We start from the raw sequence: 21300 nt of genomic DNA on the forward strand, positions 1-21300 counted from the left end.
CAGGGTTAATCGGCCGTTATGAGCACGCGGGCCTTCATTACCGGTGTATCCGGAACGGAACTGACCGCCGTCGAGCGGGAGTTTATCCGCGACCAACGCCCATGGGGCTTCATCCTATTCAAGCGCAATGTCGCAACGCCAGCTCAAGTCGCTGCACTGGTTGCGGAATTGCGGACGGCGGCAGGTGCTGCCGACGCGCCCATCCTGATCGATCAGGAAGGCGGTAGGGTACAGCGGCTCGGTCCGCCGCACTGGCCGGTCTATCCGCCGGGCGCCGTTTTCTCGACCTTGTACGGCACTGATTCGGCGCTCGGGCTCACCGCGGCGCGCCTGTCCGCCCGCCTGATCGCGGCTGATCTTGCCGATCTCGGCATCACCGTGGATTGCCTGCCGCTGGCCGACGTGCCCGTCGAGGGTGCCGATGCTGTCATCGGGAACAGGGCCTATGGCACCGAGCCCGGCAAGGTCGCGGCGATCGCGCGCGCGGTCACCGAGGGCCTAGCGCAGGGCGGCGTGTTGCCGGTGCTCAAGCACATCCCCGGCCATGGCCGGGCCACTGCCGACACCCATTTCAAGCTGCCGACGGTCGATACGCCCAGGGACGAGCTGGAACGGACCGACTTCGCCGCCTTCAAGCCGCTGTCGGACCTGCCGATGGCCATGACTGCACATGTTGTGTTTAGCGCGGTCGACCCCGCCCATCCGGCGACGACATCTGCGACAATGATTGCTGACGTGATTCGCGGCGCAATCGGGTTCCAGGGTTTGTTAATGAGTGATGACGTGTCGATGAACGCGCTGTCGGGGAATATCGCCGAGCGGACCCGCGCCATCTTCGCGGCCGGCTGCGATGTGGCCCTGCATTGCAACGGCAATATCGAGGAGATGCGCGAGGTCGCCGGCCAGACACCTGAGCTGTCGGGCAGGGCGCTGGAGCGGGCGAACGCCGCGCTCGCCGCGCGCAAGGCGCCGCAACCGCTCGATCGCGTCGCCGCACGCACTGAGCTGGACGCATTGATCGCACGGGCAAACACGGCATCGGCATGACCGCAGAAATTCTATCTTTCGAAACCGGGCGGCCCGCAGAGCTTGCCGAGGGTGAGCCGGCGTTGGTGGTGGACGTCGAGGGCTATGAGGGTCCGCTCGATCTGCTGCTCGCGCTGGCGCGGCAGCAGAAGGTCGACCTCGCCAAGATCTCGATCCTGGCGCTGGCCGACCAGTATCTCCACTTCATCGAAGCCGCGCGAAAGATCCGGCTCGAGCTCGCCGCCGATTACCTCGTCATGGCGGCATGGCTCGCCTTCCTGAAGTCGCGCCTGCTGCTGCCGGAGCCGCCGAGCGCGGAAGGCCCGAGCGCCGAGCAGATGGCGACGGCGCTCGCCAACCGCCTGCGCCGGCTGGAGGCCATTCGCGAAGCCGCCAACCGGCTGATGAACAGGCAGCAATTGCTGCGCGACATCTTCCCGCGCGGCGAGCCCGAGCAGATCGCCGAGATCAAGCACCCGAAATACACGGCGACGCTGTACGATTTGCTCACCGCCTACGCCTCGCAGCGCCAGTCGCGCGTGCTGGCGAGCGTGCATCTGGCCAAGCGCACGGTGTGGTCGCTCGCCGAGGCGCGCGCCACGCTGGAGCGGCTGGTCGGCAGCATCAGCGAGCAGGACGATTGGGGCGTGCTCGACGACTTCCTGGTCCGGCACGTCGCCGATCCGACGCAGCGCGCGACGGTGTTCGCCTCGAGCTTTGCTGCTGCGCTCGAATTGGTGCGCGAAGGTCAGCTGGAGCTGAACCAGAAAGAGGCGTTTGCGCCCATCTATTTCCGGAAGGGGCGCCCCAAACCGGTGCCGGACGCAGCTCCTGCGCCTGATGCGCCGGTCGGTTAAGTGCAAGAAGGAGAAGCTGCCATGGCAAGCCTGGCTGAAGTGCGGGTAGAAGAGGCCGAGCCGATGGAGAACGAATCCCAGGCACGTCCCGAGGAATTGCGGCTGCTGGAAGCACTGCTGTTCGCTTCGAGTGAACCGCTGGATACCGCGACGCTGGCCAAGCGCATGCCCGAGGGCGTCGACGTCAAGGCCGCGCTCGAGCAATTGCAGGCCGACTATTCCTTGCGCGGGGTGAATCTCGTTCGCGTTGCGAACAAATGGACCTTCCGCACCGCCGGCGATCTCGCCTGGCTGATGACGCGGGAGAGCACCGAGACCCGCCGCCTGTCGCGCGCGGCAATCGAGGTGCTGGCGATCATCGCCTATCACCAGCCGGTGACGCGCGCCGAGATCGAGGAGATCCGCGGCGTCGTCACCTCGAAGGGCACGCTCGACGTGCTGCTGGAGACCGGCTGGATCAAGCCGCGTGGCCGCCGCAAGACGCCGGGCCGTCCGCTGACCTTCGGAACCACCGAGGACTTCCTGTCGCAATTCACCCTGGAACAGCTTGGCGATCTGCCGGGCCTCGAGGAGCTGAAAGGCACGGGCCTCTTGGATTCGCGCTTGCCGACCGGATTCAGCGTGCCGACGCCGTCGGACGACCCGCAGCTCCGCGAGGACGAGGATCCCTTGGAACCGGGCGAGGATCTCGATCTGGCGCTGGCGCCTGCGGTTGAGCCCGAGACTCCGGACGAGGCACCGGAAGGCGGCCAAGACGAGGGCGGCGAAGGCGGCACCGAAGAGTGAGGCCTTTGCGTTTTACCGGTGCCCTGCGACCGGTTAACACTAGCAAGATTACGTAGTGCCAACAGCGAATTGGCGCTGCCTTGGTCCTTGTTTTTGACACCCGCCAAGCCTAGGTTTCAGTGAAGATCGGCCGGGTCCCCGGCCATGCGCGTTTGGAGGGTTGCAGGATGGGTTCACTCAGCATTTGGCACTGGATCCTGGTGATCGCAGTGGTCCTGCTGCTGTTCGGCCGCGGCAAGATTTCGGATCTGATGGGCGACGTGGCGCAGGGCATCAAGGCGTTCAAGAAGGGCATGCAGGACGACGACAAGCCCGCCGAGAAGCCCGAGCCGGCCAAGTCCATCGAGCACAACAATGCGCCGACCGCGGCGCGGTCCGACGTCGGCAGCAAGGCCGTCTGAGCCAAAGAGCACGCGAGACGCGGGGTGCGGCCCGATCCTGCGCGCAAGGGATTGGGTCGGCTGCGGCTTCGCGTGAACGGAAGACCTCATGTTCGACATCGGGTGGAGTGAACTGGTCCTGATCGGGGTCGTGGCCTTGATCGCCATCGGCCCGAAAGAGCTGCCGGGCGTGCTGCGCATGGTCGGACAGTGGATGGGCAAGGCCCGCAAGATGGCCGCCGAATTCCAGGGCCAGTTTCAGGAAGCGATGCGCGAGGCCGAAATGGCCGATCTCAAGAAGAGCTTCGACGAGGTCAAGGAAGCCGCGACCGGCTTCAATCCGCTGTCCTCGCTCCAGAAGGACGTCAGCGACGCGCTCCGCGTCGACGCGCTGGACAAGCCCGCCGAGACGCCGACCACGACGGCTGTCGAACCACCGGCGACTTCAATTGAAGCGCCTGTCACTCCTACCACTCCGGAAGCGCCGACGCCCGCGACCTTCATGGAAGCCGAGGCGCATGCGGCTGCGAACGAGCCGCTCGCCATCACCCGTGAGGTCGAGCAGGCGCAGGTTGCGCAGGACACCGCGCCATCCGAAGCGATCAAGGACGCCAAAGCGTCATGAGCGACGCCGATATCGAGGCCAGCAAAGCCCCGCTGATGGACCACCTGATTGAGCTGCGCTCGCGGCTGATCAAGGCGCTGCTCGGCTTTGGCGTGGCCTTCATCTTCTGCTTCTTCTTCGCCAAGCAGATCTACAACGTGCTGGTCTGGCCGTTCGTGTGGGTCGCGGGTCCGGAGAATTCCAAGTTCATCTACACGGCGCTGCTGGAATATTTCATCACCCAGCTCAAGCTCGCTTTGTTCGGCGCCGGCTTCATCTCGTTCCCGATCGTGGCGACGCAGATCTACAAATTCGTCGCGCCCGGCCTCTACAAGCACGAGAAGCAGGCCTTCCTGCCGTACCTGGTCGCAACGCCGTTCTTCTTCGTGCTCGGCGCGGCGCTGGTCTATTTCGTCGTACTGCCGATGCTGGTCCGCTTCTCGCTCGGCATGCAGCAGGCCGGCAGCGACGAGACCGCGCAGATCCAGCTTTTGCCCAAGGTCGGCGAATATCTGTCGCTGATGATGTCGTTGATCTTCGCCTTCGGCATCGCCTTCCAGCTTCCGGTGATCCTGACGCTGCTCGGGCGGATCGGCATCGTGACCTCGAAGATGCTGCGCGAGAAGCGCCGCTATTTCATCGTCATCGCCTTCGTCATCGCGGCGGTGCTGACCCCGCCCGACGTGCTCAGCCAGTGCTCGCTCGCGCTTCCCTTGCTCTTGCTCTACGAGGGTTCGATCATCGCGGTGGGGATGGTGGAGAAGAGGGCGGCGGCAGCCTCGCAGGCGACCACCGGCACCGACGTGTCGACGCCGGCCAATCCGGCGGAGTAGAGGCGCTTTCGCTCTATCATAGCGCCATTCAGCCCATGATTCGTCATGCCCGGGCTTGACCCGGGCATCCACGACTTGATCTAAGGCGGCAGATACGTGGATGGCCGGGATTAACCCGGCCATGACGGGAAGACAGCCATGCACGACATCAAATCGATCCGCGACAATCCGCAAGCCTTCGACGCCGGCCTCGCCCGGCGCGGCCTGAAGCCGTTGTCGGCCTCGCTGCTCGCGATCGACGAGACGCGGCGCGCGGCGATCCTGGCCTCCGAGCAGGCGCAGGCTCGGCGCAATGCGGCGTCGAAGGAGATCGGCGATGCCAAGAAGGCGAAGGACGAGGCGCGCGCGGCCAAGCTGATGGCCGAGGTGGCCGGGCTCAAGACCACGATGCCGCAGCTCGAGGCCGCCGCGAAAGCCGCCGATGAGGAGCTGACCAAAGAGCTGTCCGCGATCCCGAACATTCCGTTCGACGAAGTCCCCGACGGTGTCGACGAGCACGGCAACGTGCAGCACCACGTGTTCGGCAACAAGCGCAACTACGGCTTTGCGCCGAAGCTGCATGACGATCTCGGCACCGCGCTCGGTGACATGGATTTCGAGGCGGCGGCAAAGCTCTCCGGCGCACGCTTCGTCGTGCTGAAGAAGGGACTGGCGCGGCTCGAACGCGCGCTCGGCCAGTTCATGCTGAATCTGCACGTCGACGAGCACGGCTATACCGAGATCAATCCGCCGCTGCTGGTGCGCAACGAGATCATGTTCGGCACCGGACAATTGCCGAAGTTCGAGGATGATCAGTTCTGGGCGATCAAGGGCGAGCTCCTTGCCTCGCCCGACCAGGAGCGGCTGAGGACAGAGCGCCTCGGCCTCATTCCGACCGCGGAAGTCTCGCTCACCAACCTCGCGCGCGAATCCATCCTCGACGAGAAGCAATTGCCGATGCGGCTCACCGCGCTGACGCCGTGCTTCCGCGCCGAGGCCGGCGCGGCCGGACGTGACACGCGCGGCATGATCCGTCAGCACCAGTTCACCAAGGTCGAGCTGGTCTCGATCACGACGCCGGAGGTGAGCAAGGACGAGCTGGAGCGCATGCTGTCCTGCGCCGAGCAGGTGCTGCAGCGGCTCGGGCTGCATTATCGCGTGATGACGCTTTGCGCAGGAGACATGGGTTTCTCGTCGCAAAAAACCTATGACATTGAGGTCTGGATGCCGGGGCAGGGCGAGGGCGGGGCATTCCGCGAGATCTCGAGCTGCTCGGTCTGCGGCGACTTCCAGGCACGCCGCATGGATGCGCGCTCGCGCGGTCCCGACGGCAAGCCGCGTTTCGTCCACACGCTGAACGGCTCGGGCACCGCGCTCGGCCGCGCGCTGATCGCCGTGATGGAGACCTATCAGCAGGAGGACGGCTCGATCGCGGTCCCCGACGTGCTTCAGCCCTATATGGGCGGCGTGAAGGTGATCGGGCGCGAGTAGGGCGTGTTACCTGCCTGAAACGCAGAAACGTTTGGTTGCGAAGATCGGGCGGCCGGCTATCCTGCCGGCCACCCGCAACGCGAACCCTCCGTTCATGGCCTTGCACCGCGACATCTTCTGGGTCGGCCGACAATGGGCGGTGACGGGGGCCGGGATCCAGGCCGTCGATCAGCGCCTGCGCGGCGTGCTGGACATCGAGATCGCCCGGCTCTGGGACGACGATCTCGTGCAGAGCCGGCGGGCCAAGCCCGGTGTGAACGCTGCCGACTTCGACAACGCGCTGACGGTGGCGCGCGAACGCTTTCCGCGAGAGCCGGAGCCGGATGCGTTCGTTGTGCAATTGGAGGCGCTCGGCGTGATCGAGGCTGCCGTCGTCAGTCCGGCGGTACCCGCGATGAGTCTGCGTGCGGAGGGGCGGCTGGCGCGCTTCCTTCCGCAATGGCGAATCCGCCGGTAACAGGATTAAGCCGGAACCTGCCGCCGAACCCCAAGCGGTCGGTTTGCCTGATCGGCCGGAGCCGGATAAGACGGCTTGGACCCCGCTTTTTTGGAATCGAACCTCCGCATGCGCATTCTCTGCACCAATGACGACGGCATCCACGCCCCCGGCCTCAAGGTGGTCGAGGAAATCGCGCGCGCGCTGTCCGACGACGTCTGGGTGGTGGCGCCCGAGCTCGACCAGTCCGGCGTGTCGCACTCGCTGTCGCTGAACGATCCCTTGCGCTTGCGCGAAGTCGGGCCGCGGCACTTTGCCGTGCGCGGCACGCCGACCGACTGCGTCATCATGGGCGCGCGCCATATCCTCGGTGCCAAGCTGCCTGACGTCGTGCTGTCCGGGGTCAACAAGGGCCGCAACGTCGCCGAGGACGTGGTCTATTCCGGCACCATCGCCGGCGCGCTGGAAGGCACCATCTTGGGGTTGCCGTCATTCGCGCTGTCGCAGGAGTTCAGCGTCGAGACCCGCGAGCGCCCGCCATGGGACACCGCGCGTAAATTCGGGCCCGACATCTTGCGCAAGGTGATTGCCGCGGGCATTCCGAAGGACACGGTCATCAACGTCAATTTCCCGTCCTGCGCGCCGGAGGATGTGCTGGGCATTCGCGTCACGCGCCAGGGCAAGCGCAATCTCGGTTTCCTCAGGATCGACGAGCGCCAGGACGGCCGCGGCAATCCCTATTTCTGGATCGGATTCGAGCGCGCCGCGATGATGGATACGCCGGCCGACGGCACTGATCTGGCGGCGCTTCGCGAGCGCTATGTCTCGGTCACCCCGCTCAGGCTCGACCGCACCAACGAAGCGTTTTCGGAAGAGCTCAGCGCGACGCTGAAGTAACGCTAAAGCGCGATGCGATCAGGATGAATCGTCATCGCGCTTTAGGTTGTCGTTTAAGCATGATCTTTTCGGAAAACCGCTGCGCACTTTTCCGGATCATGCTTTAGCCACCGCGAAGCGCGGCTTCGATGGTCTTGCCGAGCGCGTCGAGCTGGAACGGCTTCTGGAGCGCCGGCCGGTCGCGGTACTGCTCGGGCAGGCCGGAGGAGCCGTAGCCGGTGGCGAAGATGAACGGGCAGCCTTTCGCCTTGATCACATCGGCGACCGGCGAGATCACCTTGCCGTTGACGTTGACGTCGAGAATGGCGATGTCGAACTCGGTCGCCTGGGCGAGCCGCATGGCCTCGGTGATGTCGCCCGCCTCAGCTGCGACCTTGTAGCCAAGCTCCTCGAGCATGTCCGCGACCATCATCCTGATCATCACCTCGTCCTCGACGAGGAATACAGAGCGGCCGGAAAGCCCTGTCGCGGTCATAGTTGAGTCCCTTGCCCATTGCCAAAAACGTTCGCAGATAACACGAATTGACGCAATGCGCGTTTCGACGAACGGATACCTGAAAATGGTCATCGCGGCTCGCCCATGGCAAGCCAATTTGTGGTCAAATGCTCCAGGCGAAGGTTATCATGGGTTCCTGAGCAGGAACACGATTCCTGCGCCCGGGCTTAACGTCCACCGGACCCGGCACGACAGCACAAGCAGGCAATGACCCCCGATCAGCATCCGCCGGAAAAGATGATGTTTCAGCTCTCGCTGAGGCGTCGGGGCATCAGCGATCAGGCGGTGCTGCGAACCATGGAGGAGGTGCCCCGCGAGCTTTTCGTCGACGAGGCCGATCGCGAGGGCGCTTATCGTGACAGCGCGCTGCCGATCGCCTGCGGGCAGACCATCAGCCAGCCCTTCGTCGTGGCCTACATGACCGAGCAGCTCCAGCTTCAGAAGCGGCACCGCGTGCTCGAGATCGGGGCAGGTTCCGGCTATCAGGCCGCCGTGCTGTCGCGGCTCGCCGGCCAGGTCCTGACCGTCGAACGCTATCGCAAGCTTGCCGATACGGCGCGCGCTCGGCTCGAAAAGCTCGACTGTCACAATGTCGAGGTGATGCTCGGCGACGGGCTCAATCTGGCGCCCAATATCGGCCCGTTCGACCGCATCATCGTCACCGCCGCAGTGGAGCGGCTTCCGGACAATTTGGTCGAGCGGCTCGAGGTCGGCGGAATCCTGATCGCGCCGGTCGGCCCGCATCAGGGCGTGCAGACGCTGGTCCGCCTGACCCGCACCGAAGCCGGGATCGAGCGCAAGGAACTCGTCGAGGTCCGCTTCGTGCCGGCACTGCCCGGGGTGGCGCGGGAGCTGTAGATTTCCGGATCGGCTGCGCGGCCAACATCTTATTGGGAGGGTTAAGCCGTTATTTACTCGGCGCGTGTTTACTTAAAACACCAGTTCTGTTGCGTACGAGTGAGTAACCATGTCCGTCGTCGCCGAGTTGCTTTACTCGCGCCGCGTACCGCAGGTCGCGGTGCTGGCGCTGATCTCCTTCAGCTTCGCAGGGTGCAGCGCCGACATGTCGTCGCGGCTGTCCCAGTCGAACTTCTCCAACCCCTTCTCCTCTGACCAGACCGGTTCGGTGCAGCAGGCCCCGCCGCCGCAGCAGCGCGAGCTGCCGCAATATTCGCGGCCGCAGACGCAGCCGGGCTATTATCAGTCGCAGCCCTTGCCGCCGCCGGCGGTGGCCGCACCGCAATCCTATCCCGTCACGGGTGGTGGTGGCGTGTCCGGAGGCGGGCGCGGCGTCAGCTCCTACGCGCCCCCGGCGCAGCCGCATCTGGAAACCACGGCCACCGTGCCGCCGCGTTCCGTTGCCGCGGCTCAACCGGCCGGAGGGACCAAGATCATCGTCGGCACCAGCGATACGCTCGACGTGCTCGCCAAGCGTTATCGTGTCACGCCGCAGGCGATCCTCGCGGCCAACGGCTACAAGGGGCCGCGCTCGCTCTCGCCCGGCCAGCAGCTGATCATCCCGCATCCGGCCACCGCCGCTGCACCCGCGCCCGCGTTGGCTCCCGTCGCGGCGGCTCCCGCGATGGCGCCTGCAGCCAAGCCGGTTGCGGCGTTGGCTGCGCCGCCGAGCACCCACTTCGTCAATCACGGCGACACGCTCGCCAGCATTGCCCGCAAGAACCATATATCGTCGGCTGAGCTCGCCCGTGCCAACGGCCTCGATCCGTCGGCCAAGCTCAAGCTCGGCACCAGGTTGACCGTGCCCGGTGCCAAGACCGCTGTCCTCGCGGCGCCGGTTGCGGCGGCTCCCGTGGGGGCTGCTCCGGTTGTCGGGACGCTCCAGCCGGTTGCTGCCGCTCCTGCGCCCGCCACCAAGATGGCGGCTGTCGCCGCACCGGTGCAGAGTGCTCGGCTGGCTCAGGCCACGACCAATGTCGAAGAGAAGCCCGCCGAGGCTCCGGCGAAAGCCGCGGAGACCACCAGCGCGCTGCCGACCTTCCGCTGGCCGGTGCGCGGCAAGGTGGTCACCACCTACGGCGCCAAGACCAACGGCAAGTCCAATGACGGCATAAATCTCGCGGTGCCCGAGGGGACGCCGGTCAAGGCGGCCGAAGACGGCGTCGTCGCCTATTCCGGCAATGAGCTGAAAGGTTACGGCAATCTGGTCCTGGTTCGGCACTCCAACGGCTACGTCACCGCATATGCCCATGCGAGTGAGCTGATGGTGAAGCGCGGCGATACCATCAAGCGCGGTCAGGTCATTGCCAAGTCGGGTCAATCCGGGGAGGTGGCGTCGCCGCAGCTCCACTTCGAGATCCGCAAGGGATCGAGCCCGGTTGACCCGCTTCAATTCCTGAACGGGGCGTAAGGCCTAAATTGCCTCCGCATTGAAGCTGTCGTCGCCCGGCCTGGCCGGGCGACCCAGTATTCCAGAGACAGTCATTGTTGAGCCGAAAAGCCACTGCGTACTGGATTCCCCGCTCCAGTGCGCAATTGCGCACAAGGCGGGGAATGACAGTTGTGGGCGGGGCTATAGCTAGCCTTACTTCGCCGTCAGCTTCACGCCGAGCCGACCCGCAAGCTCCTGCACGAACTGCCAGGCGACGCGGCCCGAGCGGGAGCCGCGCGTGGTCGACCATTCCAGCGCTTCGCGCTCCAGTGCCTCGTCGTCGACCTTGACGCCGAAATGGCTGCAATAGCCGCGCACCATGGCGAGGTATTCGTCCTGGCTGCAGCGGTGGAAGCCGAGCCAGAGGCCGAAGCGATCAGACAGTGAAACCTTCTCTTCGACGGCTTCGCCGGGATTGATCGCGGTCGAGCGCTCGTTCTCGATCATGTCGCGCGCCAGCAGATGGCGGCGGTTGGAGGTGGCGTAGAGGATGACATTCTCGGGCCGGCCCTCGATGCCGCCTTCGAGCACGGCCTTCAGCGATTTGTAGGACGCGTCATTGCCGTCGAAGGAGAGGTCGTCGATGAACACGATGAAGTGGAAGCTGGCGTCCCGGAGCTTCTCCATCAGCGTCGGCAGCGTTTCGATGTCCTCGCGGTGGATCTCGATCAGCTTCACCCTGTCCGCCGGCTTGCGCTCCGCGTTGATGCTGGCGTGCGCCGCCTTCACCAGCGACGACTTGCCCATGCCGCGCGCGCCCCAGAGCAGGGCATTGTTGGCGGGCAGGCCATTGGCGAAGCGCTCGGTGTTCTCCATCAGGATGTCGCGCATCCGGTCGACGCCCTTGAGCAGGAACAGCTCGACGCGGCTGACCCGCGGCACGGCTGCGAGGCGGCCGTCGGGGTGCCAGACATAGGCATCCGTCTGCTTGAACGACTCGCGTTCGAGGGCCGGCTTGCCCTGGGCGGACAGGTGCGCCGCAATTGTCTCCAGCGCGCGGACGATGCGCTCCTGGGAGAGGTCTGGGGCTGCCTTGACGGCCCCCTTGGGGCGTTTTGCCGCGATGGGGGCGGGCTTGCGGGCAGGGGTGCGGGGGCCTTTGCCGGCCGGGCTTTTGCTAAGGTTTTTGGGCATGTCCGAAGTTCCTGAGAACGCAGCCTTATCGGGCCTGACGGCGCGCCGCAAGGTGGGTCAAAAGGGCAGTCTGGCAGCGTTGCAATTGGGGCAATGGCCGCTATAGTCCGCGCGAATTTGACCGAACCGGTCGCCTTTGAGGGCCTGACCGGCTTTCCCCCGTTCTCACGAGGATCGTCCGAATGCTGATTACCCCTGCGTATGCCCAGGCCGCGGGCGCCGGCGACACCAACAGCATGTTGATGTCGCTGCTGCCGTTCGCCCTGATCTTCGTGATCATGTACTTCCTGATTCTGCGTCCGCAGCAGAAGAAGGTCCGTGATCATGCCGACCTCGTGAAGAATATCCGCCGCGGCGACACCGTCGTGACCTCGGGCGGCCTCGTCGGCAAGGTCACCAAGGTCGTCGACGACGACCAGATCGAGTTCGAGATTTCCGACGGCGTCCGCGTGCGGCAGATGCGCCAGATGATCTCGGGCGTGCGCGCCAAGGGCGAGCCGGCGAAGGAATCCAAGGATAGCAAGGAAGCCGCCAAGGACGACGCCGCCTCGAAGTGAGCGCGTCCGCGGGCATCTCAAGTCTCCTGATCTGACAGGTCCAGTCGATGTTGTATTTCACGCGGTGGAAGGCGCTCGGGATCATCCTGACGGCGCTGATCGTGTGCCTCTGCGCGGTCCCGAACTTCTTCCCCGAGGCCCAGGTCAAGACCTGGCCCGCCTGGGCGCAGCGCCGGCTCGTGCTCGGCCTTGACCTCCAGGGTGGCTCCTACCTGCTGCTCGAGGTCGATTCCAACTACGTGAAGAAGGAACGGCTCGACCAGGTCCGTGACGACGTTCGCCGCACGCTGCGCGATGCCAAGATCGGCTTCACCGGCGGCGTCACCGTGCGCAACGACGCGGTCGAGGTTCGCATCACCAAGGAATCCGACGCTCAGGCGGCGCTCGCCAAGCTGCGCGAGCTGTCTCAGCCGCTGGGCGGCCTGATGGGATCCAGCGGTCAGCGCGACCTCGAGGTGACCGATGCCGGCGGCGGAGTGATCCGCCTGAGCGTCCCGCAGGCCGCGATGCTCGATCGCCTGCGCAAGACCATCGAGCAGTCGATCCAGATCGTCGAACGCCGCGTCAACGAGCTCGGCACCGTCGAGCCCGTGATCCAGCGCCAGGGCAATGACCGCATCCTGGTGCAGGTCCCCGGACTTCAGGACCCGACCCGCCTGAAGGAACTGCTGGGCAAGACTGCGAAGATGGAATTCCGCATGGTCGACACCTCCGTGCCGCCGGATCAGGCGCAAGCGGGCAGGTTGCCGCCGGAATCCGAACTCCTGATGAGCGCATCGCCGCCGCCCACGCCCTATGTGGTCAAGAAGCAGGTGCTGGTCGCCGGTGGCGATCTGACCGACGCCCAGGCGAGCTTCGACCAGCGCACGGGCGAGCCGGTCGTCAGCTTCAAGTTCAACACCTCGGGTGCGCGCAAGTTCTCGCAGGCCACACAGGAGAACGTGGGCCTGCCGTTCGCGATCGTTCTGGATAACAAGGTGATCTCGGCGCCCGTCATCCGCGAGCCCATCACCGGCGGCCAGGGCCAGATCTCCGGCAGCTTCACCGTGCAATCGGCCAACGATCTGGCGATCCTGCTGCGCGCCGGCGCATTGCCGGCGCCGCTGACGGTGGTCGAGGAGCGCACCGTCGGTCCGGGCCTCGGCCAGGACTCGATCGAGAAGGGCGAACTCGCGGCCTATGTCGGCTCCATCCTCGTCATCATCTTCATGCTGCTGACCTACCGGCTGTTCGGGGTGTTCGCGAACATCGCGGTGGCCATCAACGTCGCCATGATCTTCGGCCTGCTGTCGCTGCTCAACGCCACGCTGACGCTGCCCGGCATCGCCGGCATCGTGCTCACCGTCGGCATCGCCGTGGACTCCAACGTGCTGATCTATGAGCGTATCCGCGAAGAGCTGCGCGGCGGTCGCAACGCGATCTCGGCGATCGACGCCGGCTTCAAGCGGGCGCTCGCGACTATCCTCGATTCCAACATCACAACCTTCATTGCCGCCGCGGTGCTGTTCTACATCGGCACCGGCCCGGTGCGCGGCTTTGCCGTGACGCTCGGCATCGGCATCATCACCACGGTGTTCACCGCCTTCACGCTGACGCGGCTGATCGTCGCCTGGTGGGTGCGGTGGAAGCGGCCGCAGAGCGTGCCGATCTAGGAGCCTGATCGTGACTCACACCGTTCTCATCGGGCTCGGCGTCCTCATTGCCGTCCTCACCGTGGTTGCCGCGCTCGGCCTGCTGCCGTCGCTGCGTATCGTCCCTGACGAAACGCATTTCGATTTCACGCGCTTCCGCCGCATCAGCTTCCCGATCTCGGCGGCGCTGTCGATCGTCGCGATCACGTTGTTCTTCACCCATGGCCTGAATTTCGGCATCGACTTCCGCGGCGGCACGCTGCTGGAGGTCAGGGCGAAGTCGGGCGCCGCCGACATCGCCGCGATGCGCACGACGCTGGATGGATTGCGTCTCGGCGAAGTGCAGTTGCAGCAGTTCGGCGATGCCGCGAACGTCCTGATCCGCGTCGCAGAGCAGCCGGGCGGCGATGCCGCGCAGCAGGAGGCGGTGCAGAAGGTTCGTTCCGCGCTCGGCGATTCCGTCGAGTATCGCCGCGTCGAAGTGGTCGGCCCGCGCGTCTCCGGCGAGCTGCTGGCCTTCGGCATGCTCGGTCTGATGCTCGCGATCGTCTCGATCCTGATCTATCTCTGGTTCCGGTTCGAATGGCAGTTCGCGTTAGGGGCCATGATCGCCAACGTGCACGACATCGTGCTCACGATCGGCTTCATGTCGATCAGCCAGGTCGATTTCGACCTGACCAGTATCGCCGCGCTGCTGACCATTCTCGGCTATTCGCTCAACGACACCGTCGTCATCTACGACCGAATCCGCGAAATGCTGCGGCGCTACAAGAAGATGCCAATGCCGCAGCTGCTCAACGAGTCCATCAACTCGACGCTGTCGCGCTCGATCATCACCCACTTCACGGTGACGCTGGCGCTGCTGGCGCTGCTCCTGTTCGGCGGGCACGCGATCCACAGCTTCACCGCGGTGATGATGTTCGGCGTGGTGCTGGTCGGCACCTACACCTCGATCTTCATCGCGGCGCCGATCCTGATCTATCTCGGCGTCGGCGAGCATCGCGAGGATGCGCCCGATACGGCACCACCGGCGAAGAAAAGCAAGGCATGATCCGAACCGCATGCCCTCGCAGGCGTTTGCGAGGGCAGTAAGCCCATTCGGACGAAGCTCATGGCCGGCGATCCCAATGCACCGCATTTCCCGCGCTCGGCGCCGATCGAGGCCTATGGCAAGGGCGGCTTCGCCTTCGCCGGCATGTCGCATCGGGGCTCGCTGCTGTGCCTGCCCGACGCGATCTGGGCCTGGGACGTGACGGATCCCCAGAAGATCGACCGCTATTCGCTGGACCGGGTCTTCACGGCCGCCAACAGCATCGACACGCTCCTGATCGGCACCGGAACCGGGGTCTGGCTGCCGCCGCCGGCGCTGCGGCAGGCGCTCAAGGCGGTGAGGGTGGTGCTGGATACGATGCAGACCGGCCCTGCGGTGCGCACCTACAACATCATGATCGGCGAACGGCGGCGGGTTGCCGCTGCGCTGATCGCGGTGCCATGAACAGCACATGAGCAGCGCCGCGCCGCCGCCCGATTCCGTCACCTTCTGCGCCGATCTCGTGCGCAGCCATGACTTTCCGCGCTACGTCGCGACGCTGTTCGCGCCCGCCGCCGAGCGCCGAGCGCTGCTGGCGCTCTATGCCTTCAATGTCGAGATCGTCCGCGTCCGCGATCAGGTGAGCCAGCCCTTGCCCGGCGAAATCCGCTTTCAATGGTGGACCGACATGCTCTCCGGCCACGTCCATGGCAGCGCCGAGGGCAATCCGGTGGCGGCGGAGCTGCTGCGCGCGATCCGCGATTTCGACCTGCCGGTCGAGCCGCTGTCGCTGCTCGTCGACGAGCACCAGTTCGACCTCTACAACGACCCGATGCCGACCATGGCGGCGCTGGAAGGCTATCTGGCCGCGACCTCATCGGCGCTGTTCGCTCTGGCGGCGCAGATCCTGGCGCCGCCCTCGGACGCCACCGAGCATCTCGCCCGTCATGCCGGGCTGGCGCAGGGCATCGTCCAGGTCATTGCAAACCTGCCGCGCGACGCCGCGCATCGGCAATTGTTCCTGCCGCAGCAGGTGCTGACGAGCCACGGTTGCAACATGGAAGATGTGTTCGCCGGCAAGGAGACGCCGAATTTGCGTTCCGTGCTGGAGCAACTCGCGGGCGAAGCGAGGCAGCATCTGGCTACGGCCCTGTCGTTGCTGGCGGAGGTGCCGGCAGCGGCGCGGGCAGCATTTCTGCCGATTGGACAGGTGCGGGCCGACCTCAAGCTGCTGTCGCAACCCGGGCGCAATCCCTTCACGCCGAGGCCATCGTCCCGGCTGCGCACGCTGTGGACGCTGTGGCGGGCTTCGCGGTCGCGCGAGTTTACCAAATAGCGGCTGGCTTATCGCCTGAGCCGGCCAAATGCCCTATGCTGTCCTATGGCTGACTTGTCCCCAATCCCACCCTTTGATCTCAGCGGTCAACCGGTCGCCCCAAGCGACATTGCTGCCGCAGCCGAGACGATCAGGGGCGCCGTCGTCGAGACGCCCTGCAGCTACAGCCGCACGCTGAGCAGCATCTGCGGCTGCGAGATCTGGCTCAAATTCGAGAACCTCCAGTTCACCTCCTCGTTCAAGGAGCGGGGCGCGCTCAACCGCCTCACCGCGCTAACGCCGGAGGAGCGCGCGCGGGGCGTGATCGCGATGTCGGCCGGTAACCACGCGCAGGGCGTCGCCTATCACGCCAAGCGGCTCGGCATTCCCGCCACCATCGTCATGCCGGTCGGCACGCCCATGGTGAAGGTCGAGAACACCAGGCATCACGGCGCTGAAGTGGTCGTCACAGGCGCGACGCTGGAGGAGGCGGCCGCGTTCGCGCGAAGCCACGGCGAAGCCAAAAGCATGATCTTCGTCCACCCCTACGACGATCCGCTGGTGATCGCGGGGCAGGGCACGGTCGGGCTGGAGATGATGAGGGCCGTGCCGGAGCTCGACACGCTGGTCGTGCCGATCGGCGGCGGCGGCCTGATCAGCGGCATCGGCATCGCGGCGAAATCGATCAAGCCGTCGCTGCGAATTCTGGGCGTCGAGGCCTGGCTCTATCCCTCGATGTACAACGCCATCCATGACGGCAATCTGCCGGCGCGGGGCGACACGCTCGCCGAAGGCATCGCGGTGAAATCGCCCGGCAAGATCACGACCGAAATCGTCCGACGCCTCGTCGACGACATTGCGCTCGTCAACGAGGCCGAGCTCGAGCGCGCGGTCGCAACCCTGATCTCGATCGAGAAGACGGTCGTCGAGGGCGCCGGCGCCGCCGGCCTTGCCGCGCTGATGTCCGATCCGTCACGCTTTGCCGGCCAGAAAGTCGGTCTCGTCCTGAGCGGCGGCAATATCGACACGCGGCTGATCGCATCCGTCCTCACGCGCGAGCTGGCGCGCGAGGGGCGGCTGACCCAGCTCTCACTCGACATTCCAGACAGACCCGGGCAATTGGCCGCCGTCGCGGCCCTTTTGGCCGAGGCCGGCGCCAACATCATCGAGGTTTCGCACCAGCGGACCTTCTCCGACCTGCCGGCCAAGGCCACACTCCTGCAACTCGTCATCGAGACCCGCGACAGCGCCCATCTCGACGAGGTGATGGCGAAGCTCAGTGCGTCCGGACTGAGCGCGCGCTGCACCTAGGGCACGTTGAAGACGCCAGGCCGAGCCGAGCGCTACTCCGGAAGGCCTGCGATGCGGAGGGCGTCGCCGAGCGAGGAAGCAAGCGCTGGCGCGCAGTTGACGCCCTGAAATTGACGGCCATAGCGGAACGTCGGGTGCAGCTCCAGCACCCGCGCGGCCGCCGCCTTCGCCTCCTGCAATCGTCCAAGCTTTGCCAGCGCCGCGGCCAATTGCACATGGGTGATGCTGTGGCGAGGATTGGCCTGAACCGAGCGGTAAGCGGCGCGGCACGCATCCTCATATCGGCCGTGATGGAAGTGCCCGAGAGCCTGGGCGTCGAAAGCGGCGAAAGCCCATGGATCGAACGGGCTGAGCCGCAGGCCTCGTTCGCTCCATTCGATAGCGCGGTCAGCATCTCCGCCCCAGCCGAGCATGACGCTGCCGAGGATGTAGGTCAGCGCCGATGATGGGCTGATGGCGAGCGCGGCCTCGAACGCGATGAAGGCTGCGGGGCGATCGTGCCCGTCCATGCCGATCGAAAAGCCTGCGAGCGTGAGAGCAAGCGCATCATCCTGGCCATGGGCGATGGCCGAGCGCGCGTGGCGGATCGAGGCCTCGCGATTGGCCTCCTGCAAACCGGCTCGAAGAAACAGGCAATGATGGCACATCGCTGCATTGCCGTGCGCAAGCGCATACGCAGGCTCGAGCGCGATCGCACGTTCGAGCAGCACGAGCGCCTGGGTGACCTGGGCTGGCATGCCGGAATCAACGTCCGGCTGGGCGCGCAGGACGAGATCATAGGCATCCAGGCTGTCCGGCCGCTTGCGCCTGACCCTGTTGATCTCGGCGCGCCGCAGGCTGGGTGCGATCGCACCGACGGTCGACGATGCGATGTCGTCCTGGAGGGCGAAGACGTCTTCGGACCGGCGGTCAAATCGCTCGGCCCATACGTGCATGCCAGTCGACGCATCGATCAACTGACCGGTGATGCGGACCAGCGTGCCGGTCTTGCGGACACTGCCTTCCAGCACGTAGCGTACGCCAAGTTCGCGGCCGACCTGCTTCACGTCCACCGCGCGGCCCTTGTACGCGAACGTGGAATTCCGCGCGATCACGAACAGCCAGTTGATGCGCGAGAGGCCGGTGATGATGTCGTCGACCATCCCGTCGGCAAAATAGTCCTGCTCCTCGTCGCCGCTCAAGTTCGTGAAAGGTAGCACTGCGATCGACGGCCTGTCGGGCAGTGACAGCAACGGCGCTTGCGGTGTTGCTCGTGCGGGATCCGGATCGGGCTTCGTCACGGTCGGACCGACATAGCGATAGCCACGGCGCGGCAGCGTTTCGATCCAACGCGCCTCGCCGGAGATGCCCGCCAGCGTGCGCCGCACCGCCGCGATCTGGACGGTCAGGTTGCTGTCCTCGACGGCCTGGGCTGGCCAGGCCGCCTCGATCAAGGCCTCCTTCGAAACCGGCACACCAGCCTGCCGGACGAGGACCGCCAGCAGCAGCACTGCGCGCTGGCCGAGAGCGGTCGGCTCAGCACCGTGGAACAGGATCCCCGCATCGCCATCGAGCCGAAAGGGACCAAATTCAAGGATCGTGGCCATCGCCGAAGAAGGCCACATTTCGCAGGTTTTTTGCAACGTTTTCCGAACGGCTTCGCGACTTTCCGGCTGGACGGGACCACCATCGCGCGAGCCGTGAGGAACGCTGCAACAGCGATGGAGGTGTACATGACCGCGAAACACGTCATCCGCAGGTCCGGCGAGACCGAGGGGGTCACGCTGCGCGGCCAGCCAATGGCCTTCCTGGTGACGGGCGAGGACACCAGGCACACGAGCATGTTCGACTGGACAATTCCGGCAGGATTCGCCACCGGCCGGCACGTTCATCGTGTTCAGGAGGAGACCTTCTACATGCTCGAAGGCGAGTGTGAATGGTTCGTCGGGGATGAGATTGTCCGGGCAACCCCAGGAACCTTCCTCTTCATTCCTCCCGGTGTTCCCCACAACATCACCAACGCGAGCGAGAAGCCCGCGCGTGTGCTCATGACCGTATCCCCGCCGGGACACGAGCATTACTTCGAGGAGCTGGCGAAGCTGACAGCAAGCGGTCGCCCGGATGCGAAGGCCATCAGCGAGCTACGCGCCCGCTTCGATACCGACCAGCTCTCGGCGCTGACGACAAGAGCTTGAAGCCCAGACGGCGCGACTGTGGACCGACTTCAAGGCCCGGCCGCGCCGGCCTTTTGTTACCGTGCCGCCAGATCCGCCAGATGAGCGATCAGCCGATCGATCTCGGCTTCCGTGTTGTAATAATGCGGCGATGCCCGCACGACATGCGGCAAGGCGCGAAGTTCGGCATCGATGCGCGTGCTCGACGGATCTGAAGCGCCGATGGTGATGCCTGCTGCAGCGGCACTGGCGACAACGGCGTCCGCCTCGTGCCCGTCCAGCGTGAAGCTGACGATGGCACCCGGCGCGCGTCCGAGGTCGCGAATGGTGATGCCGGGAAGGGCCGCGAGGCCGTTGCGAAGACGGCCGGCAAGCATTCGGCAGCGTTGTTCGATCGGAGCGATGCCGATCTCCAGGGCGTAGTCGACGGCGGCGCCGAGGCCCAGCCGGGCCGCGTAATTGTTCTCCCAGGTCTCGAAGCGGCGTGCATCGTCGCGAAGCCGATATTCATCGCGCGAGACCCAGGGCGCGGCGAAGTGATCGATCATCGGCGGCTCGAGCCGTTGCAGCAGTGCGCGGCGAACGTAGAGGAAGCCGGTGCCGCGCGGGCCGCGCAGGAATTTGCGACCCGTGGCCGACAGCATGTCACAGCCGATGGCTTCGACGTCGACCGTCATCTGGCCGACCGCCTGGCAGGCGTCGAGCAGATAGGGAATGCCGCGTGCCCGCGCGATCTTGCCGACCGCTGCCGCCGGATTGACCAGTCCGCCATTGGTCGGGACCCAGGTGATCGCGATGAGCTTTACGCGCTCATCGATCATGCGCTCGAGCGCGTCAACGTCGAGCTCGCCGCTGGCATCGCTCGGCACGACGTCGATCGTCGCGCCGGTCCTCTTGGAGACCTGTAAGAACGCGACATAATTGGCCGCGTATTCCGCCTCAGCAGTCAGGATGCGGTCACCCTTGCGAAACGGAAGCGCGTAGAACGCCATCTGCCAGGCGACCGTCGCGTTCTCCACGAGCGCGATCTCGTCGGGTGCGGCATTCAGCAGACGCGCCACCGAGCCGTAGACCGCTTCGAGCCGGTCGGTCTCGCGATCCGCGGCCGCATAGCCTCCGATCTCGCTTTCCAGATCGATATGCTGCTTCATCGCCGCGACAACGGAGGTCGGCATGAGCGCCGCCCCCGCATTGTGGAGATACGCGAGCCGACTGGCGGCCGGTGTGTCAGACCGAATTTGGTCGATGTCGATCACCAACGCCTCCACTTCTCGCGATCCCTCATGCATGAATTAGACGCGCCGAAGGGGCCGAGCAAGACGTCAGGCCAGGGACGTCGGCTGGATCTCAGATGCAGAGGCCGAGCAGCTTGACGTGGCAGTTGCTCGATTTGGGCTTGCTTGCGGGCGCAGCTTCCCGCTTCACGGCAATTAGGGGCTCCTTGTCCTTGTTCTTCTTGCCCTTGCCCTTCGGCTCATAATCGCCGGCGATCACCATGGCCCAATAGGTGCGCTTGCCGCTGGCATTCCTGGCGCTGGCGATGCCGACGCGGGAGGCGTTGTGCAGCAACAGGTTCTTGCGGTGCCCGGACGAGTCGATCCACTGTCCCAGGGTCTTCTCGAAATTGTCGTAGCCGTAGGCGATGTTCTCGGCGGCGCGGCCCGCGCCGGCGGGCGCGACGCGGCGATTGAAGGGGCCGAGCGCGTCGTGACTGAGGTCATCTTTCGCCGCCATCGCGCGGGCCTGGTCCATGGCGATGCGGTCGAGGGTGGAATCGCGGACGACGCGAACTTCACCGTGCTTGAGGCGGAAGCTGGAGATCAGCTCGGCCGGGGTCTCGGCCATTGCGGGCGCGGCCGCCAGCAGCAGAAGGCCGGCAATCAGGCCGCCCACCAGATGATGCATCATCGTCCCCTGAGCGCCCATGACCCCGCCGCGCCTGCCTTGTCCGACCGCTTCTCTATCGCCAATGTGGACGCTTCAAGGCGAGGGGGG

23 protein-coding genes are annotated in these 21300 nt (G+C 65.5%); 18 read left to right on the top strand and 5 right to left on the bottom strand.

Annotated features, from left to right (window positions below; translation table 11 throughout):
- The first annotated feature begins 18 nt into the window (after positions 1–18).
- The 9 genes from nagZ (at position 19) to surE (ending at position 7289) form a co-directional block, all read left to right on the top strand.
- The gene (gene nagZ, locus XH81_RS13510) at positions 19–1047 is read left to right on the top strand and encodes a beta-N-acetylhexosaminidase (RefSeq protein WP_028145383.1); all 1029 of its coding nucleotides are present in this window, start codon (positions 19–21) and stop codon (positions 1045–1047) included.
- Positions 1044–1883 carry a segregation and condensation protein A gene (locus XH81_RS13515; RefSeq protein ID WP_018317872.1) on the top strand — a complete coding sequence of 280 codons (840 nt, stop codon included), beginning with the start codon at positions 1044–1046 and terminating at the stop codon, positions 1881–1883. The genes nagZ and XH81_RS13515 overlap by 4 nt, the downstream gene beginning before the upstream one ends.
- A gap of 21 nt (positions 1884–1904) precedes the next feature.
- Complete coding sequence (scpB, locus tag XH81_RS13520) at positions 1905–2669, top strand: SMC-Scp complex subunit ScpB (protein WP_271596249.1); 765 nt, start codon at positions 1905–1907, stop codon at positions 2667–2669.
- A gap of 167 nt (positions 2670–2836) precedes the next feature.
- Positions 2837–3070: a twin-arginine translocase TatA/TatE family subunit gene (locus XH81_RS13525; protein WP_028145381.1), complete on the top strand. Its 234-nt coding sequence runs from the start codon at positions 2837–2839 to the stop codon at positions 3068–3070.
- A gap of 88 nt (positions 3071–3158) precedes the next feature.
- Positions 3159–3674, top strand: a complete 516-nt coding sequence (gene tatB, locus XH81_RS13530) for a Sec-independent protein translocase protein TatB (protein WP_028145380.1) — start codon at positions 3159–3161, stop codon at positions 3672–3674.
- Positions 3671–4486 (top strand): twin-arginine translocase subunit TatC, encoded by an 816-nt coding sequence (gene tatC, locus XH81_RS13535; RefSeq protein ID WP_028145379.1) that lies wholly within the window; start codon positions 3671–3673, stop codon positions 4484–4486. Before tatB ends, tatC begins: the two co-directional genes overlap by 4 nt.
- A 138-nt stretch (positions 4487–4624) precedes the next feature.
- On the top strand, positions 4625–5956 hold the full coding sequence (gene serS, locus XH81_RS13540; protein WP_271596250.1) for a serine--tRNA ligase: 1332 nt from the start codon (positions 4625–4627) through the stop codon (positions 5954–5956).
- Positions 5957–6050: 94 nt separating this feature from the next.
- Positions 6051–6413 carry a hypothetical protein gene (locus XH81_RS13545; RefSeq protein ID WP_038949158.1) on the top strand — a complete coding sequence of 121 codons (363 nt, stop codon included), beginning with the start codon at positions 6051–6053 and terminating at the stop codon, positions 6411–6413.
- A 108-nt stretch (positions 6414–6521) separates the two neighbouring features.
- The gene (gene surE / locus XH81_RS13550; RefSeq protein ID WP_018317879.1) at positions 6522–7289 is read left to right on the top strand and encodes a 5'/3'-nucleotidase SurE; all 768 of its coding nucleotides are present in this window, start codon (positions 6522–6524) and stop codon (positions 7287–7289) included.
- A gap of 103 nt (positions 7290–7392) precedes the next feature.
- Here the strand turns inward: surE and XH81_RS13555 are convergent, their stop codons facing one another.
- A complete protein-coding gene (locus XH81_RS13555) occupies positions 7393–7764 on the bottom strand; it encodes a response regulator (protein WP_008547195.1) in 372 nt (123 codons plus the stop codon).
- Between the two features lie 228 nt (positions 7765–7992).
- Between XH81_RS13555 and XH81_RS13560 the strand changes: the two genes are divergently transcribed.
- On the top strand, positions 7993–8643 hold the full coding sequence (locus XH81_RS13560; protein WP_028144473.1) for a protein-L-isoaspartate(D-aspartate) O-methyltransferase: 651 nt from the start codon (positions 7993–7995) through the stop codon (positions 8641–8643).
- Between the two features lie 109 nt (positions 8644–8752).
- Positions 8753–10153 carry a LysM peptidoglycan-binding domain-containing M23 family metallopeptidase gene (locus tag XH81_RS13565; RefSeq protein ID WP_028144474.1) on the top strand — a complete coding sequence of 467 codons (1401 nt, stop codon included), beginning with the start codon at positions 8753–8755 and terminating at the stop codon, positions 10151–10153.
- Positions 10154–10327: 174 nt separating this feature from the next.
- Here the strand turns inward: XH81_RS13565 and XH81_RS13570 are convergent, their stop codons facing one another.
- Positions 10328–11308: an ATP-binding protein gene (locus XH81_RS13570; RefSeq protein ID WP_028144475.1), complete on the bottom strand. Its 981-nt coding sequence runs from the start codon at positions 11306–11308 to the stop codon at positions 10328–10330.
- A gap of 182 nt (positions 11309–11490) precedes the next feature.
- On the opposite strand from XH81_RS13570, the gene yajC reads away from it, so the two are divergent.
- Genes yajC through XH81_RS13600 form a run of 6 tightly spaced genes read left to right on the top strand, consistent with a single transcriptional unit; the run spans position 11491 to position 17152 of the window.
- Complete coding sequence (gene yajC, locus XH81_RS13575) at positions 11491–11865, top strand: preprotein translocase subunit YajC (protein ID WP_014495068.1); 375 nt, start codon at positions 11491–11493, stop codon at positions 11863–11865.
- Positions 11866–11912: 47 nt separating this feature from the next.
- Positions 11913–13517, top strand: a complete 1605-nt coding sequence (secD, locus tag XH81_RS13580) for a protein translocase subunit SecD (RefSeq protein WP_028144476.1) — start codon at positions 11913–11915, stop codon at positions 13515–13517.
- Positions 13518–13527: 10 nt separating this feature from the next.
- On the top strand, positions 13528–14547 hold the full coding sequence (gene secF / locus XH81_RS13585; RefSeq protein WP_028144477.1) for a protein translocase subunit SecF: 1020 nt from the start codon (positions 13528–13530) through the stop codon (positions 14545–14547).
- Between the two features lie 60 nt (positions 14548–14607).
- Positions 14608–14991 carry an Mth938-like domain-containing protein gene (locus XH81_RS13590; protein WP_028144478.1) on the top strand — a complete coding sequence of 128 codons (384 nt, stop codon included), beginning with the start codon at positions 14608–14610 and terminating at the stop codon, positions 14989–14991.
- Between the two features lie 7 nt (positions 14992–14998).
- Positions 14999–15862, top strand: coding sequence for a phytoene/squalene synthase family protein (locus tag XH81_RS13595; RefSeq protein ID WP_028144479.1), 864 nt, complete (start codon positions 14999–15001; stop codon positions 15860–15862).
- A 45-nt stretch (positions 15863–15907) separates the two neighbouring features.
- Complete coding sequence (locus XH81_RS13600; protein ID WP_028144480.1) at positions 15908–17152, top strand: threonine ammonia-lyase; 1245 nt, start codon at positions 15908–15910, stop codon at positions 17150–17152.
- A 32-nt stretch (positions 17153–17184) separates the two neighbouring features.
- Here XH81_RS13600 and XH81_RS13605 read toward each other — a convergent pair whose 3' ends face one another.
- Positions 17185–18738: a winged helix-turn-helix domain-containing protein gene (locus XH81_RS13605; protein ID WP_028144481.1), complete on the bottom strand. Its 1554-nt coding sequence runs from the start codon at positions 18736–18738 to the stop codon at positions 17185–17187.
- 126 nt (positions 18739–18864) lie between these two features.
- Between XH81_RS13605 and XH81_RS13610 the strand changes: the two genes are divergently transcribed.
- Positions 18865–19326 carry a cupin domain-containing protein gene (locus tag XH81_RS13610; protein WP_028144482.1) on the top strand — a complete coding sequence of 154 codons (462 nt, stop codon included), beginning with the start codon at positions 18865–18867 and terminating at the stop codon, positions 19324–19326.
- Between the two features lie 56 nt (positions 19327–19382).
- Here the strand turns inward: XH81_RS13610 and XH81_RS13615 are convergent, their stop codons facing one another.
- On the bottom strand, positions 19383–20561 hold the full coding sequence (locus XH81_RS13615; RefSeq protein WP_028144483.1) for an aminotransferase class V-fold PLP-dependent enzyme: 1179 nt from the start codon (positions 20559–20561) through the stop codon (positions 19383–19385).
- 91 nt (positions 20562–20652) lie between these two features.
- On the bottom strand, positions 20653–21210 hold the full coding sequence (locus tag XH81_RS13620) for a CAP domain-containing protein (protein WP_028144484.1): 558 nt from the start codon (positions 21208–21210) through the stop codon (positions 20653–20655).
- Between the last annotated feature and the right edge of the window lie 90 nt (positions 21211–21300).

Source organism: Bradyrhizobium sp. CCBAU 25360, from assembly GCF_028128695.1.
Taxonomy (GTDB): domain Bacteria; phylum Pseudomonadota; class Alphaproteobacteria; order Rhizobiales; family Xanthobacteraceae; genus Bradyrhizobium; species Bradyrhizobium ottawaense.